Genomic DNA, 14,326 nt, shown 5'->3' with positions numbered 1-14,326 from the left:
CGATGAAGTATTTCGAGGCGCGAAAGGCGCGCATCGAGATCATCCCGATGATCGACATCATGTTCTTTCTACTGGTGTTCTTCATCATGATCACGCTGCACATGATCCCGAACGCGGGGCTGCGCTCGCAGCTGCCGTCGAGCGCCACGGCGCAAGCGCTGCCGCCGCCGCAGGTCACGGTAACGCTCGCGACCGACGGCAGTCTGTCGGTCGACGGCCGCACGCTGAGCCTTGCGCAATTGACCACCCTGCTCGCCGCCCGCACGGACGTCGCGCATACGGTCGTGACGATTGCCGGCTCGAAGCAGGCGCAGATCCAGCACCTCGTCTCGGTGATGGACGCGTGCCGCGCCGCGGGTGTATCGCAAATCGCGCTCGCCGCGCAGCCCGTGGCGAACTGATATGGCAACCGTACCCGCCTCCGGGATCGTGCAGGAACGAACGCGCCTATTGCGGGCCGCCGCCATCGCGCTCGTCGCGGAAGCGCTGGTGCTCGGCGCGACGATTGCGCTGCTCACGCATACGACCCGGATGTCTTCCGTGTCGCATGAAGCGCCGCCAACGCTGCTGACGCTGGCGGCACCGGCTCCCGCGCCGCAACCGCCGCAGCCGCCTGCGAAGCCCGTGCCGCCTCCCGCGCGGCCGGTCGTACCCGTGCGCCATGCTGCGCACACGCCCGCGAAGCCCGTGACGGCCGCGGTGCCGAAGCGCCTGCCGACTCCGGTGCCGGTGCAGCCCGCGGCGACACCGACCGAGCCGCCATCCGCGCCCGCGCCGCAACCGCCAGCTCAGCCCGCGCGGCAACCGCCCGCACCCGCTGCGGCGCCGGTTGCAGCCGCGCCTACGCCAAGCTTCGAGGGTGCGCTGCGCGCGGCGATTCAGGCCGCGCTGCGCTATCCCGAGTCGGCCCGCATGGCTGGCATGACGGGCCGCACACGCGTCGCGTTCCGGTATCGCGACGGCGTCGTGTCCGACCTCAGCGTCGTGGTGTCGAGCGGTATCGGACTGCTGGACCGCGCAGCGCTCGCAGCTGTGCGCGACGCCGCTTACCCGAAACCCGAGTCCGCATTCGCGGGCAAAACGCTCTCGGAACAATTGTGGGTCGACTTCAAACTCGACGACCACGAATGATGATCCGCTAACGCCCAACCGCACGAGGGACGTCATCCGCCCACCGGAATGGCGTCCCTCTTCCCAATCTATACGCAGTACTAGTATGAATATACTCAACGTGAAACTGAACAATATCCTGTCCGCCTTGATCGCCGGCGGCCTCGCTTCCCTGCTCGCGCTGTCGAACGTCCATGCGGCGACGGGCGCCAACGCCGATCAATTCGAAATCGCGAAACGCTATGGCCTCGAAGGCGGCGAGCGTTGGGATTACGTGGCGTACGACGCTGTTCGCCAGCACCTCTTCATCAGCCGCGACACGCACGTGCAGGTGATCGATACGCGCACCGGCAAACGGGTCGGCGAGATCGCCAACACCGACGGCGTGCACGGCTTCGCGTTAGTGGAGGACCTCAAGCTCGGCTTCGTCACCAACGGCCGCGCCAATACGGTGAGCGTCGTCGATCTCGACACACTCAAGGTCGTCGACAGCATCAAGGCCGCGGGCCCCGACCCGGACGGCATCCTCTACGTGCCGGCCTTGCGGCGCATCTTCGTGAGCAATGGCCACGACGGCAGCGTCAGCGCAATCGACGTCGCGACGCGCAAGGTGGTCGCCACGATGAGCGTCGGCGGCAAGCCGGAGGCGCTCGCGGCGGACAGCCACGGGCACGTGTTCGTCAATGTGGAAGATCGCGCCGAGATCGTCGAGATGGACGGTCGGTCCGCGACGGTGCTGGCGCATTGGCCACTCGCACGGTGCGAGTCGCCGACCGGACTCGCGATCGATCCGGCGAGCGAGCGCCTGTTTTCAGTTTGCGCCAATCACCGCATGATGATCGTCGATGCGACGTCGGGGCGTCGCGTGGCCGAGGTGCTGATAGGGGGTCACCCCGACGCGGCGGCTTTCGATCCGGCCTTGAAGCTCGCGTTCAGTTCGAACGGCGCGGACGGCACGCTGACGATCGTGCATGAAGACGATGCGGACCATTACACGGTCGCGCAGAACATGCCAACGCTGGAAGGCGCGAAAACGATGGCGCTCGATGAACAGCAGCACCGGATCTATCTGGTGTCGTCGAAGTTCGGCGCGGCCGACCCGGCCACGACTGCCAATTCTCATCCGCGCGCGACGGTGATCCCCGGCACGTTCGAAGTGCTCGAGGCGCAGCTCAAGGCACCCTGACGCGCGGCATCGACGCACGGCCGCCCGTTGATCGCGGCGGTGCATCAAACATCGGTTCGCCTAGATGAGGCCGTGCGCGACGCCGCTCGGCGTCGCCCAGCGCTCGCTGTCGTTCGACACGCCGAAATCGGCGGCCCGTAGTGAAACGGTGGCCGAGCAGGCCGTCGCACGCTTTGCGCTAGCGCGCGCGAGGATGCGCTGCTCGTGCATATAGAAGAATTCGAGTTGGCGCGCGTCGGACGCTTTTCGTTCGAGTTCGAACACATCCTCGAGCACGCGCCGCGACACATGAAAACGCTGAAGTCCGCGGCCAAGCCGGATCTGAAAGACAACACCATCGCTGTTGTGCGGCACCGCTGCCCAGATAAGCGGAATGCTACTCATGGAGCCCCCGTAACTGGATCTTCATGTCAGGAACATTGACAATTTCATCGTCGCACGGATAAACGCACGGCGCGACTTGTCAAAATTAAACAAGGTTGATTTGTCGTTTTCACCACAGTGGCAGGTGTTGCGACGCAACGCCCCATTGATCGACGACGCACCAATCTGGAGCGAATCCTTACTCGACAGCAGCCCGTCGCTTGCGCCGCGCGGTCGTTCGTCGGGTACGAATGCAATGCGGCCCGATTTAATTTGCCACGCTTCTCGCTGACTTTTCGGTGGCCGGCCATGCAGAAGAATCATTCGCTTTTGCGTCGGGAATCCACACGCAAGGAATATGCGTTGGCTCGTTTGCTTCTTGCCACGAGCCGCCTTATGCGCGCTGAGTCGGAAGCTGAAAAGACACTCGCCACCTGCTGGATGAAGGCGTGGGCAAGCGTCATCGGCGATGCGCAGTTCCCTAAGCTTCCTTACCGACCGGCCACATCCAAAGCGAGGCGGCGCTCCTCGCCAATGCCCCGCGATTGACATCTGCCGTCGCTCGAACTGAACGGCGACGCGGCGACATCGTCGCGCACTCCGACCCCATTCATTTGACCGTATGGTTCGCCACCTCACAGACCGTCTACGCCCTCTGCTCGCATGATCGCTTCACGACGCCTTAGAGCGTTCGCGACAAAGAGAGCAAAAGAAGAGACGACAAAACGGCGAGCGCGTCCCGCAACGATCGGGCTGCCCGCCGCGCAGGGGTACCCATGAAAGCTGGAAAGGTAATCTGGGTAGTGGCTTTGCCGTGTCTGATCGAAACGTCGCATGCGCAGGAGGTCTATCTGCAAGGCGGCACGCTGGGCATCGGGGTTGGCGCGGCGTGGAGCGTCACGTCGTGGTTCGGCGTGCACGCGGACTTCAACGCGATCAATCTGTCGCACAACTTCGAGGTCGGCGGCAATCGCTACGAAGACGGCATACGGCTGCGCCAGGGCGGTCTCTACGGCGATTTCTTTCCGTGGGCCGGCACCGGCTTTCGCGTGACAGCGGGCCTGCGTCTGACCGACAACGAAGTCAGCGGCAACTCGGTTCCGACCAACGGCATGTACGTATTCGAGGGCAAAGCCTCGCCGGCCTTTCCTGGCGAGTACGCGACGGCGACCGCCCGATACCCGACCGCGATGCCCTACCTTGGCGTCGGCTATGGCTTGCACCCGGGAGCCAAAGGCTGGGGGCTCGTGGTCGATCTCGGTGTCGCCTACGGCATTCCGAAATCCTCGTACACACTGTCGCCGGCACTGTCGCAGGCCGCAGGACCGGAGATGAGTCAGCAGATCATCAACACCGGATTGCAGCAACTGCGCGATAAGGTCTCGCCTTATCGATGGTATCCGACGTTGCAGATCGGCATTTCTTATCGCTTCTGAGGCGCAGCGCACGGAATCCGTCGCAGTACTATAAATTTGCAAAGGACTTTTCGCATCCCGATTGCCTATAAAAACAAACGAAAGAAAGAGCGATACGACCTTCGCTTTTTCTGGTTATTTATCGAGATGAAAAGATATGCAATGATCGCCGCCGAATCAGCGGAGCATGTCTGAACCTTGCGCGAGCATACGTTCCGGCAACCCCACGGCCCATTGCTCTTTCATTGAACCGATAATGACCACCTTCCTGTTCGATCTGCTGTCGAACCTCGCCTTGTTCGCCATCGTATCGATGGCCTGTCGACTGTATAACCGGTTCGGGTCGGGTGCCGCGCTGAGCGGCCCTGCGATTTTCATCGTGATCGCGCTGGCCACGTGCATGCTCGACGGCTTGTTGACGTTTGTCGTGTTCGCCGACGCGCAGAACCGCTATGGACAATTCGCCCTGCCGACGTCGTTTCTTCGGCGTGCTGGCGCGTATGCGCTCGCGATCGTGATCGCGTTCTCGTGGCATCGGATGTCGAGGCGCCGGTGCGCCGTGAAAAGCGCCCCGGACGACGCGGTTGTCATCCAGACGTCACCGTATTCCGAATCGCGGCTGCGCATGTGAGCCCGGCACGCCCCGACCGGCTTTTCACGTACGCCCCGCCATGTTTCATCTCTGTATTGCCGTCGCGAGCAGGGCAGGAACGGTCCTTGCGCGTGCGGGCGCCGTCGGCTATAACTCCCGAAGACCGCGCGTTGTGGGTCATGGCACCACCGTCGTTCAATCCGTTGATGGCAACCTATAACGAGGAAACATCTTGGATATCGAAACCGTACGTGCATTCATCATGACCCGTGGCATCGACATCGGCACCAAGGTCATCGGCGCAATCGTGCTGTGGATCGTCGGCCGCTGGGTCATCGGGCTGATCTCCCGCCTGTTGCGCAAGATGCTCGCACGCAACGGCCGGGTCGACCCGACGCTCGCCCACTACCTCGCGTCGATTCTCGCCGGGTTGCTGAACCTGCTGCTCGTCCTCGCGATCCTGCAAATCTTCGGTGTGCAGACGACGTCGTTCGCCGCGTTGCTCGCCGGCCTCGGCCTCGCGATCGGTACTGCGTGGGGCGGCCTGCTCGCGCACTTCGCGGCCGGCGTGTTCATGCAGGTGCTGCGGCCGTTCAAGGTCGGCGATTTCGTCATGGCCGCGGGCGTCACCGGCACCGTCACGGAATTGGGCCTGTTCGGCACCACGATCGTGACGCCGGACAACGTGACGACCATCATCGGCAACAACAAGATCTTCTCCGACACGATCTCGAACTACAGCGTGCTGCCGTTCCGGCGCGTCGAGCTGACCGCGAAGATCGCCAATGGCGTCGATCCGACCGATGCGATCGCGCGTTTGAAAGCCGCCGTCGCGAAGATTCCGAACGTGGCCGAAAACCCCGCGCCGGATATCGAGGTCTTGAGCTTCACGCCAGAAGGACCGCTGCTGTGCGTGCGCCCTTACTCGTCCAACCAGAACTACTGGCAGGTCTACTTCGACACCAATCGCGCGATCGTTCAGACCTTCAAGGAAGCCGGCTATCCGACGCCGGAAACGCCACTCGCACCGCGCGCGATCACGCGCGATTGATCTGATCGAACCTCCGCGCGCACCCGACCCGGGTCGTCGGCATGGCGGCATGAAAAAAGGCGTCGCGAGATTCGCGACGCCTTTCGTGTTTTCAAGGCCCGAAATACAGCAAACAACTCGTCATCAACGCGTACTCGCGTTCGCGCCATTCTTGCGCAGCATCTTCCACAGCGCGCCGAGCACGATCGGTACGATCGCCGCGCCGATACCGACAAGCACGATCACGTTCAGATACTGACGGATGAACGGGATGTTGCCGAAGAAATAGCCGAGCAGTGTCAGCAGCAGCACCCACAACAGCGCGCCGACGACGTTGAACATCTGGAAGCGGCTCCACGTCATCGACGACGCGCCCGCGACGAATGGCGCAAACGTCCGCACGACAGGGATGAAACGCGCGAGCACGATCGTCTTGCCGCCGTGTTTCTCATAGAAGTTGTGAGTCTTCTGCAGCGCGGCGCGATCGAGAAAACGCTCGAGCACCGGAATGTGCGTATTGAACACGCGCGGTCCGATCGCGCGGCCGATCAGATAGTTGGTCGTATTGCCCGAGACCGCCGCCACCAGCAGCAACAGGATCAGCAGCCCGAGATGCATCTGCCCGGTCGCGGAGAACGCGCCGCCGATGAACAACAGCGAATCGCCCGGCAGAAACGGCAGCACCACGAGCCCGGTTTCGGCGAACACGATCGCGAACAGCACCGCGTAGACCCAGGCGCCGTAGACCTGAATGAAGTCCCCGAGAAACTTGTCGATGTGCAGGACAAGATTGGCGAAATGTAGCAACGTATCCAAGGGACGTCCTTTTAAACCAGTATGTGCGTAGAGGGAAAACGGCCGCCGCGCGACCCGGCAACAGGGGCAGCAAGCGGCGAGCCGACCGCTGCGAATTGACCGCGACATGATACCGAAAGTGCCTCGGGTCGAATGAAAATCTGCTGGTTGGGCGTCTGCGCGGGCGGCGTGCGCCAAGTCGCTATAATTTCGCCATGTCCGAATTCTCCGAAACGCCTGCGGGCACCGCGGCCGCGGCCGCACCTTCCGACGCCTCTCGCGCGGCGCCCGCGCCGCGTCCGTTGCGCGCCATCCAGCCGCTCCCCGATCAATTGATCAGCCAGATCGCCGCCGGCGAAGTGGTCGAGCGGCCGGCGTCGGTAGTCAAGGAGCTGCTCGAGAATGCGCTCGACGCGGGCGCGCAGACGCTGCGCATCCTGCTCGACGAAGGCGGCGTCAAACGCATCTCGATCACCGATGACGGCTGCGGCATCCCCGAGAACGAACTCGTGCTCGCCCTGACGCGCCATGCGACCAGCAAGATCCGCTCGCTCGCCGAGCTCGAAGCGGTCGCGACGCTCGGGTTCCGCGGCGAAGCGCTGGCGTCGATCGCGTCGGTCGCGCAGATGAGCATCACGAGCCGCACCGCAGACGTGCCGCACGCGGTGCGCATCGACGCGGAAACCGGCGTGCTGAGTCCCGCCGCCGGCACCCAGGGCACGACGATCGAAGTCCGCGAGCTGTACTTCAACACCCCGGCACGCCGCAAATTCCTGAAAAGCGAACAGACCGAACTCGGCCACTGTCTTGAACAGATCCGCCGCGCCGCGCTCGCGCGGCCGGACGTCGCGATCTCGGTGCTGCACAACGGCAAGGCCGTCGAGCACTGGAACGCGAGCGAGCCGCCCGCGCGGGTCGCGAAGATTCTCGGCGAGACGTTCGCGACCGCTCATCTGCCGCTCGACGAATCCGCCGGTCCGCTTGCGATCTACGGCTGCGCCGGTCTGCCGACCGCGAGCCGCGGTCGCGCCGATCAACAGTATTTCTTCGTCAACGGCCGCTTCGTGCGTGACAAGCTGCTCACGCACGCGGTGCGCGCCGCGTATGAAGACGTGCTGCACGGTGAGCGTTATCCGTCGTACGTGCTGTTCCTCGATTTGCCGCCCGAAGGCGTCGACGTGAACGTACATCCGTCGAAAATCGAGGTGCGTTTCCGCGATTCGCGCTCGATCCACCAGTTCGTGTTCCATGCGGTGCAGCGCGCGCTCGCTCGGCACGCGGGCGCGTCGCCTGACACGACGGCGGGCGGGCATGCGGCGCGTCTGGAACCGTCGGCCGGTGGACCGGCTTCATCTGGTTCGACGCCGCCGGGTGTCACAAGCGGCGTAGGCGACGGCATTGGCGCGGGCGCCGGTCTTTCGAGCGGCGCGGGCTTCGGCGCGGGAAGCCGCGGCGGCCTTGGCGGCGGCAGCAGCTTCGGCGCCCCGGGCGCCTCGCAGCCTGGCAACACGTGGATGCGCCAGGCACGCATGACGCAAGGCACGCTGCCGGTCGCGCAACCGCTCGCCGGTTACGATGCGCTGTTCGGCCGCAAGGATCCGCTTGCCGGCCGGGTCGAAGGCGCGTCGCTGTTCGAAGCGCGCGACTCCGCAACCGACACGACGTCGCCATACGACGCGGCGCCGTTCGCGCCGCGCCCCGCTTCCCCCGCATTCGACGCCACCGACGACCAGCCGCTCGGCTTCGCGCTCGGCCAGGTCCACGGCATCTACGTGCTCGCGCAGAACCGCCACGGGCTCGTAATCGTCGACATGCATGCCGCGCACGAGCGCATCCTGTACGAGCAGTTCAAGAACGCGCTCGCCGACCGCACGATCGCCGTGCAGCCGCTGCTGATCCCGCAGACGATGCAGGCCGATCCGGTCGAAATCGGCACGGTCGAGGAAGAGCGCGATACGCTCGATGCGCTCGGCTTCGACCTCGCGGTGTTGTCGCCGACCACGCTCGCGATCCGCGCAGTCCCCGCGTTGCTGAAGGACGCCGACCTGCAAGCGCTTGCGCGCGCGGTGCTGTCCGACCTGCATGCATTCGGCGGCTCGCGCGTGCTGACCGAGCGTCAGCACGAACTGCTCGGCACGCTCGCGTGCCATCACGCGGTGCGCGCGAACCGGCGTCTGACGCTCGACGAAATGAACGCGCTGCTGCGCCAGATGGAAGCGACCGAGCGCGCCGATCAGTGCAACCACGGCCGGCCGACCTGGTATCAGCTGACGCTGGCCGATCTCGATCGGCTGTTCATGCGGGGGCAGTAACGCCGCTGCGTTTCGATCACACCGTTGCGCCGCGCGCCCGCTTGCCCATGACGTCACGCCCTACTCCCATCCCGTGCCTGCTCGGCCCGACCGCGTCCGGCAAGACCGCCGCCGCGCTCGCGCTCGCCGCGCGGCGGCCGGTCGAAATCATCAGCGTCGACTCGGCGCTCGTCTATCGCGAGATGGACATCGGCACCGCGAAGCCGACCGCGGAAGAACGCGCGGTCGCGCCGCATCATCTGATCGATATCGTCGATCCAGCCGACTCGTACTCGGCCGCGCAGTTTCGCGCCGATACGCTGCGGCTCGTCGGAGAAATTCATGCGCGCGGGCGGCTGCCGCTGCTGGTCGGCGGCACGATGCTTTACTACAAGGCGCTCACGCAGGGCCTCAACGACCTGCCCGCCGCCGATGCCGAAGTACGCGCGAGGCTCGACGCCGACGCCGCCCGCGACGGCTGGCCGGCGCTTCACGCGCGGCTCGCCGCGCTCGATCCGGTCACGGCCGCGCGTCTCGCGCCGAACGATTCGCAGCGCATCCAGCGCGCGCTGGAAGTGTTCATGCTGACCGGCCAGCCGATGTCGACACTGCTCGCCGCGCCCGCGCGCACCGACGACGCCGCATTGGCAAGCTTCGTGCCGGTCGCGCTGGAGCCGTCCGAGCGTGGCGTGCTGCACGCGCGCATCGAGCAGCGCTTCGATTCGATGCTCGCGCACGGTTTCGTCGATGAAGTGGTGAAGCTGCGCGCGCGCGGCGACCTGCTGCCCGAGATGCCGTCGATGCGCTGCGTCGGGTATCGGCAGGTGTGGGAATACCTCGACGGCGCGGTCGACTATCGGACCATGCGCGACAAGGGCGTCTTTGCGACGCGGCAACTCTGCAAGCGGCAGCTCACGTGGCTGCGCAGCATGCCGGAAAGACAGGTGGTGGATTGCTGCGATCCGCACGCGACGGCGCGGGTGGTGGAGTTGATCGAAACGCTGGTTTGAGGCGCCGATCAGCGTGGGGGAATCGGAGGGACGTAAAGCGGGAATTTGAAGCGGGAAATGTGAAGCAAAGGATTTGAAGCCCGCGCGGCGCACCATTGCGGCACGCCGCCCTCGTCAACCTTTAGACCACGACTGTCTGCGCTTCACCCGCTGCGCTCTCACGGACCGTGCCGATCTTCCAGACCTGCTCGCCCGCCGCGGACAGCAGACCAATCGCCGCTTCGGCATCCGCGGCCGACACGATTACCGCCATACCGATACCGCAGTTGAACACGCGATGCATCTCCGCATCGGCGACGCCGCCGTGCTTCTGCAGCCACGAGAACAGCGGCGGCAGCGGCCACGCGCGATGGTCGAGCTCGGCCGTCAGGCCTTCGCGCAGCACGCGCGGAATGTTCTCGACCAGGCCGCCCCCCGTGATGTGCGCCATACCCTTGACCTCGATCTGCTGCATCAGCGCGAGCAGCGGCTTCACATAGATGCGCGTCGGCGCCATCAGCGCGTCGGCGAGCGGGCGGCCGTCGAAGTCCGCGTTCAGATCGGGATTGGCACGCTCGATGATCTTGCGCACGAGCGAAAAGCCGTTCGAATGGATGCCGCTCGACGCGAGCCCGAGCACCACGTCGCCCGACGCGATCTTGCTGCCGTCGATAATCTTGCTCTTTTCCACCGCGCCGACCGCGAAACCAGCCAGGTCGTATTCGCCGTCCGGGTACATGCCCGGCATTTCCGCGGTTTCGCCGCCGATCAGCGCGCAGCCCGACAGCTCGCAGCCGTGCGCAATGCCCTTCACGACGGTCGCCGCCGTGCCGACGTCGAGCTTGCCGCAGGCGAAATAGTCGAGGAAGAACAGCGGCTCGGCGCCCTGCACGAGGATGTCGTTGACGCTCATCGCGACCAGATCCTGGCCGACCGTGTCGTGCTTGTTCAGCTGGAACGCCAGACGCAGCTTGGTGCCGACGCCGTCAGTGCCGGACACGAGCACCGGTTCCTTGTACTTCTTCGGCACTTCGAACAACGCGCCGAATCCACCGATGCCGCCCAGCACGCCGTCGCGCAGGGTTTTCTTGGCAAAGGGCTTGATGGCGTCGACGAGGGCGTCACCCGCATCGATGTCCACGCCGGCGTCGCGATACGACAAACCTTGGGCCGAATCGGTTGAATGCTCGGCGGATTTCGGTTGATTCATGGGGAAAAGCTCGAAGGTCGGTAAAATACGATTTTACCCGATGCTGGCCGCCTGGCTGGAATTCACGCGTTCCGACGATATCCTGGAAACGACATTGCAACACGACACCCCGATTCCGGCGCCGCCGACCCGCGCAATTGCGCCAGCCGTGCTTCGCGACGCGCGGCCTCACGACCCGGCGAGCACGCTTCACGACAACTGAGCGCCTGGCAACCTTCCAGGCCCCGAGGTCCGGGCCACTCGCGGCCTGAGCCTCATTTTCGGCATTAACCTACTGTGCTTCGTCAACTGACGCTCGATCTCGGCACCCCGCCGCCATCGACATTCGACAATTTCTTCGCCGGCGCGAACGCCGAGCTGGTCACGCGCCTGCGTGAGCTCGACGACGCGCTCGCCTCCGGACCGGTCGCCGATCGCACCTTCTACATCTGGGGCGAAGCCGGCAGCGGCCGCACGCACCTGCTGCAGGCGCTCGTGCACGAAGCGCCGCCGGGGCATGCGCGCTTCGCAGGGCCGCAAAGCAGCCTCGCCGCCTTCGGCTTCGATCCGCGCGTCGCGCTCTATGCAATCGACGACTGCGACGCGCTGTCGGCCGCGCAGCAGATCGCCGTGTTCAACCTGTTCAACGAAGTGCGCGCGCATCCGACCAGCGCGCTCGTCGCCGCGGGCAACGCGGCGCCGATCGGCATGACGGTGCGCGAAGATTTGCGCACGCGCCTCGGCTGGGGACTGGTGTTTCACCTTGCGCCGTTGCCCGACGACGCGAAGGCCGCGGTGTTGAAACGCGCGGCGCGCGAGCGCGGCATCATGCTCGCCGACGACGTGCCGGCGTACCTGCTCACGCACTTTCGCCGCGACATGCCGAGCCTGATGGCGCTGCTCGACGCGCTCGACCGCTTCTCGCTCGAACAGAAACGCGCGGTCACGCTGCCGCTGTTGCGCACGATGCTCGCGTCGCCCGACCCCGCCGCCGCGCCGGGTTCACACGCCGCTCTTCCCGCTTCAAGTAAAATAGGCGCCCATGGCTAACCTTGCACTCTTCGATCTCGACCACACGCTCATTCCCACCGACAGCGACCACGAATGGGGCCGCTTCATGGTGAAAAAAGGCATGGTCGACGCCGAAAATTTCGCCCGTGAAAACGATCGCTTTTACACCGACTACAAGGCCGGCAAGCTCGACATTCACGCTTATCTGATCGCCATGCTGACGCCGCTCGCGAAGTACACACGCGCGCAGCTCGCTGACTTTCACGCGCAGTACATGCACGAGTTCATCACGCCGGCCATCCAGCCGGTGGCGCTCGAACTCGTGAAACAGCATCGTGAAGCGGGCGACCTGTGCTGCGTCGTCACTGCGACCAACGAGTTCATCACGCGGCCGATCGCGCAGGCGTTCGGCGTCGACACGCTGATCGCGTGCGAGGCCGAGACCGTCGGCGGGGAGCCGCACGGCGCCTACACCGGTCGTCCGACCGGCACGCCGAGCTACAAGGAAGGCAAGATCGTGCGCACCGAAATGTGGCTCGCGTCGCTCGGCAAGAGCTGGAGCGACTTCGAGCACAGCTATTTCTATAGCGATTCGCACAACGACATCCCGCTGCTCGAAAAAGTCACCGATCCCATCGCGACCAATCCGGACGACACGTTGCGCGCCCATGCGCAGGCCAAAGGCTGGCGCATCCTCGAACTCTTCCAACCCTCGTGATCAAGAAACTCATCCGCAAGCTATTCGGCCAGGACACGGCGACCGCTGACGACACGCTCTCCGCCGCCGCCAGCGTCGACGTCAATGCCAATGACAAGCCGCCGGCGCGCAGCAAGTCCGTATCCGGCACGACCGCTTCCGGCACGGCCGCGCGGCCGCGCCGCAAGTCCGCAGGTGCCGCTGCTGCCGCGCAAGCGCCGCGCGAGCCGGACGTACCCGTCATCATTCCGCACGACGTGCACGGCATCGACCCCACGCTGATCTCGCGCAATGCGATCCGCGTGACCGAGGGCCTGCAACAGGCGGGCTTCCGTGCGTTCATCGTCGGCGGCGCGGTGCGCGACCTGCTGCTCGGCGTCAAGCCGAAAGACTTCGACGTCGCGACCGACGCGACTCCCGAACAGGTGCAGAAGCTGTTCCGCCGCGCGCGCATCATCGGCCGGCGCTTCCAGATCGTGCACGTGCAGTTCGGCCAGGAAATCATCGAAACCTCGACGTTCCGCGCGCTGGTCGATCCGCCCGCGGCCGACGCGCCGCCGCCGAAGCGTCTGAAGCGCGACGAGCTGGACCGCCGCACCCACGCGGTCGATGCGAGCGGCCGCGTGCTGCGCGACAACGTGTGGGGCGAGCAGCACGAGGACGCCACGCGCCGCGACTTCACGATCAACGCGATGTACTACGATCCGGCCACACAAACAGTGCTGGACTACCACAACGGCATGGCCGACATGCGCGCGCGCCTGTTGCGCATGATCGGCGACCCGGCCACGCGCTATCGCGAGGATCCGGTGCGCATGCTGCGCGTCGTGCGCTTCGCCGCCAAGCTCGACTTCGACATCGACGACGCCACGCGCGCGCCGATCGAGAAGATGGCCGATCTGATCAACAACGTGCCCGCCGCGCGTCTGTTCGACGAAATGCTAAAGCTGATGCTGTCGGGTCACGCGCTCGCGTGCCTGACGCGGCTGCGCCAGGAAGGCCTGCATCACGGGCTGTTGCCGCTGCTCGACGTCGTGCTCGAGCAGCCGACCGGCGAAAAATTCATTTCTCTGGCACTCTCTAACACAGATGCACGCGTGCTCGCCGGCAAGCCGGTGTCGCCGGGCTTCCTGTTCGCGACGCTGTTGTGGCACGACGTGCAGCAGCGCTGGCAGAAGTTCGAGGCCGAAGGCGAGTATCCGGTGCCCGCGCTGCATCGCGCGATGGACGAAGTGCTCGACATGCAGACCGAAAAGCTCGCGATCCACAAGCGCTTCTCGGCCGACATGCGCGAGATCTGGGGCCTGCAGCTGCGCCTCGAAAAACGCTCGGGGCGCAGCGCGCTGAAGCTGCTCGAACACCAAAGATTTAGAGCGGGGTATGATTTCCTCCTGTTGCGCTGCGCATCGGGCGAACTCGACGAGTCGGTCGGTGCGTGGTGGACGGAGTTCATCGAAGGTGACGTCGCCGCGCGCGAGACATTGCTCACGCAAGGCGGGAAGGACCGGAGCCCAAGAAAACGACGGCGGCGCGGTGGCGCCAGAAGCCGCAAATCAGGTGACGGAGTGGAGGGCGGCTCGTCCGCCGAACGCACGGACAACGACGCGGGCCTCGAAGGCTCGCACGAAGACTGACGCGGCGTTCGCGGAAAAGCCGTC

General features: G+C 65.1%; 16 protein-coding genes. 12 read left to right on the top strand and 4 right to left on the bottom strand.

Annotation, left to right across the window (positions count from 1 at the left end; translation table 11 throughout):
- Nucleotides 1-2: 2 nt before the first annotated feature.
- From OKW41_RS43230 to OKW41_RS43220, 3 genes are all read left to right on the top strand, one after another.
- Nucleotides 3-401, top strand: a complete 399-nt coding sequence (locus OKW41_RS43230; RefSeq protein WP_090803146.1) for an ExbD/TolR family protein — start codon at nt 3-5, stop codon at nt 399-401.
- Nucleotide 402: 1 nt separating this feature from the next.
- The gene (locus OKW41_RS43225; RefSeq protein WP_429576203.1) at nt 403-1,131 is read left to right on the top strand and encodes a TonB family protein; all 729 of its coding nucleotides are present in this window, start codon (nt 403-405) and stop codon (nt 1,129-1,131) included.
- Between the two features lie 85 nt (nt 1,132-1,216).
- Entirely contained in the window at nt 1,217-2,296 is a 1,080-nt protein-coding gene (locus OKW41_RS43220) for a hypothetical protein (RefSeq protein ID WP_429576202.1), read from the top strand.
- 60 nt (nt 2,297-2,356) lie between these two features.
- Here OKW41_RS43220 and OKW41_RS43215 read toward each other — a convergent pair whose 3' ends face one another.
- Both OKW41_RS43215 and OKW41_RS43210 read right to left on the bottom strand, forming a co-directional pair.
- Nucleotides 2,357-2,680 (bottom strand): hypothetical protein, encoded by a 324-nt coding sequence (locus OKW41_RS43215; RefSeq protein ID WP_429453072.1) that lies wholly within the window; start codon nt 2,678-2,680, stop codon nt 2,357-2,359.
- A gap of 21 nt (nt 2,681-2,701) precedes the next feature.
- A complete protein-coding gene (locus OKW41_RS43210) occupies nt 2,702-2,983 on the bottom strand; it encodes a hypothetical protein (protein ID WP_429453074.1) in 282 nt (93 codons plus the stop codon).
- A gap of 452 nt (nt 2,984-3,435) precedes the next feature.
- On the opposite strand from OKW41_RS43210, the gene OKW41_RS43205 reads away from it, so the two are divergent.
- The 3 genes from OKW41_RS43205 (at nt 3,436) to OKW41_RS43195 (ending at nt 5,717) form a co-directional block, all read left to right on the top strand.
- The gene (locus OKW41_RS43205) at nt 3,436-4,095 is read left to right on the top strand and encodes a hypothetical protein (RefSeq protein ID WP_429576201.1); all 660 of its coding nucleotides are present in this window, start codon (nt 3,436-3,438) and stop codon (nt 4,093-4,095) included.
- 235 nt (nt 4,096-4,330) lie between these two features.
- A complete protein-coding gene (locus OKW41_RS43200; protein ID WP_429453078.1) occupies nt 4,331-4,705 on the top strand; it encodes a hypothetical protein in 375 nt (124 codons plus the stop codon).
- 193 nt (nt 4,706-4,898) lie between these two features.
- On the top strand, nt 4,899-5,717 hold the full coding sequence (locus tag OKW41_RS43195) for a mechanosensitive ion channel family protein (RefSeq protein ID WP_429453080.1): 819 nt from the start codon (nt 4,899-4,901) through the stop codon (nt 5,715-5,717).
- A gap of 123 nt (nt 5,718-5,840) precedes the next feature.
- On the opposite strand, the gene OKW41_RS43190 is transcribed toward OKW41_RS43195, so the two are convergent.
- Nucleotides 5,841-6,512 carry a VTT domain-containing protein gene (locus tag OKW41_RS43190; RefSeq protein ID WP_429576200.1) on the bottom strand — a complete coding sequence of 224 codons (672 nt, stop codon included), beginning with the start codon at nt 6,510-6,512 and terminating at the stop codon, nt 5,841-5,843.
- A 194-nt stretch (nt 6,513-6,706) separates the two neighbouring features.
- Here OKW41_RS43190 and mutL point away from each other — a divergent pair, with 194 nt between their 5' ends.
- Nucleotides 6,707-8,803 (top strand): DNA mismatch repair endonuclease MutL, encoded by a 2,097-nt coding sequence (gene mutL, locus OKW41_RS43185; RefSeq protein WP_429576199.1) that lies wholly within the window; start codon nt 6,707-6,709, stop codon nt 8,801-8,803.
- A 47-nt stretch (nt 8,804-8,850) separates the two neighbouring features.
- Nucleotides 8,851-9,792 carry a tRNA (adenosine(37)-N6)-dimethylallyltransferase MiaA gene (gene miaA, locus OKW41_RS43180; protein WP_429576198.1) on the top strand — a complete coding sequence of 314 codons (942 nt, stop codon included), beginning with the start codon at nt 8,851-8,853 and terminating at the stop codon, nt 9,790-9,792.
- 121 nt (nt 9,793-9,913) lie between these two features.
- Here miaA and purM read toward each other — a convergent pair whose 3' ends face one another.
- Entirely contained in the window at nt 9,914-10,981 is a 1,068-nt protein-coding gene (gene purM, locus OKW41_RS43175; protein ID WP_429453088.1) for a phosphoribosylformylglycinamidine cyclo-ligase, read from the bottom strand.
- Nucleotides 10,982-11,021: 40 nt separating this feature from the next.
- On the opposite strand from purM, the gene OKW41_RS43170 reads away from it, so the two are divergent.
- The 4 genes from OKW41_RS43170 (at nt 11,022) to pcnB (ending at nt 14,302) form a co-directional block, all read left to right on the top strand.
- On the top strand, nt 11,022-11,183 hold the full coding sequence (locus OKW41_RS43170) for a hypothetical protein (RefSeq protein WP_429453089.1): 162 nt from the start codon (nt 11,022-11,024) through the stop codon (nt 11,181-11,183).
- A gap of 74 nt (nt 11,184-11,257) precedes the next feature.
- Nucleotides 11,258-12,010: a DnaA regulatory inactivator Hda gene (hda, locus tag OKW41_RS43165; protein ID WP_090803130.1), complete on the top strand. Its 753-nt coding sequence runs from the start codon at nt 11,258-11,260 to the stop codon at nt 12,008-12,010.
- On the top strand, nt 12,003-12,689 hold the full coding sequence (locus OKW41_RS43160; RefSeq protein ID WP_429576197.1) for an HAD family hydrolase: 687 nt from the start codon (nt 12,003-12,005) through the stop codon (nt 12,687-12,689). The genes hda and OKW41_RS43160 overlap by 8 nt, the downstream gene beginning before the upstream one ends.
- A complete protein-coding gene (gene pcnB, locus OKW41_RS43155; RefSeq protein ID WP_429576196.1) occupies nt 12,686-14,302 on the top strand; it encodes a polynucleotide adenylyltransferase PcnB in 1,617 nt (538 codons plus the stop codon). The genes OKW41_RS43160 and pcnB overlap by 4 nt, the downstream gene beginning before the upstream one ends.
- Nucleotides 14,303-14,326 lie beyond the last annotated feature (24 nt).

The sequence above is a fragment of the Paraburkholderia sp. UCT70 genome, assembly GCF_050434085.1.
GTDB lineage: Bacteria > Pseudomonadota > Gammaproteobacteria > Burkholderiales > Burkholderiaceae > Paraburkholderia > Paraburkholderia tuberum.
Note: the sequence above shows the minus strand (reverse complement) of the source record. Positions and strands in the feature narration are given on the sequence as shown.

Coding starts and splice junctions, on each gene's coding strand:
- OKW41_RS43230 (WP_090803146.1), top strand. CDS start 3: ATGAAGTATTTCGAGGCGCGAAAGGCGCGCATCGAGATCATCCCGATG.
- mutL (WP_429576199.1), top strand. CDS start 6,707: ATGTCCGAATTCTCCGAAACGCCTGCGGGCACCGCGGCCGCGGCCGCA.
- miaA (WP_429576198.1), top strand. CDS start 8,851: ATGACGTCACGCCCTACTCCCATCCCGTGCCTGCTCGGCCCGACCGCG.
- purM (WP_429453088.1), bottom strand. CDS start 10,981: ATGAATCAACCGAAATCCGCCGAGCATTCAACCGATTCGGCCCAAGGT.
- OKW41_RS43170 (WP_429453089.1), top strand. CDS start 11,022: ATGCTGGCCGCCTGGCTGGAATTCACGCGTTCCGACGATATCCTGGAA.
- OKW41_RS43210 (WP_429453074.1), bottom strand. CDS start 2,983: ATGATTCTTCTGCATGGCCGGCCACCGAAAAGTCAGCGAGAAGCGTGG.
- OKW41_RS43225 (WP_429576203.1), top strand. CDS start 403: ATGGCAACCGTACCCGCCTCCGGGATCGTGCAGGAACGAACGCGCCTA.
- OKW41_RS43220 (WP_429576202.1), top strand. CDS start 1,217: ATGAATATACTCAACGTGAAACTGAACAATATCCTGTCCGCCTTGATC.
- OKW41_RS43160 (WP_429576197.1), top strand. CDS start 12,003: ATGGCTAACCTTGCACTCTTCGATCTCGACCACACGCTCATTCCCACC.
- OKW41_RS43200 (WP_429453078.1), top strand. CDS start 4,331: ATGACCACCTTCCTGTTCGATCTGCTGTCGAACCTCGCCTTGTTCGCC.
- OKW41_RS43215 (WP_429453072.1), bottom strand. CDS start 2,680: ATGAGTAGCATTCCGCTTATCTGGGCAGCGGTGCCGCACAACAGCGAT.
- OKW41_RS43205 (WP_429576201.1), top strand. CDS start 3,436: ATGAAAGCTGGAAAGGTAATCTGGGTAGTGGCTTTGCCGTGTCTGATC.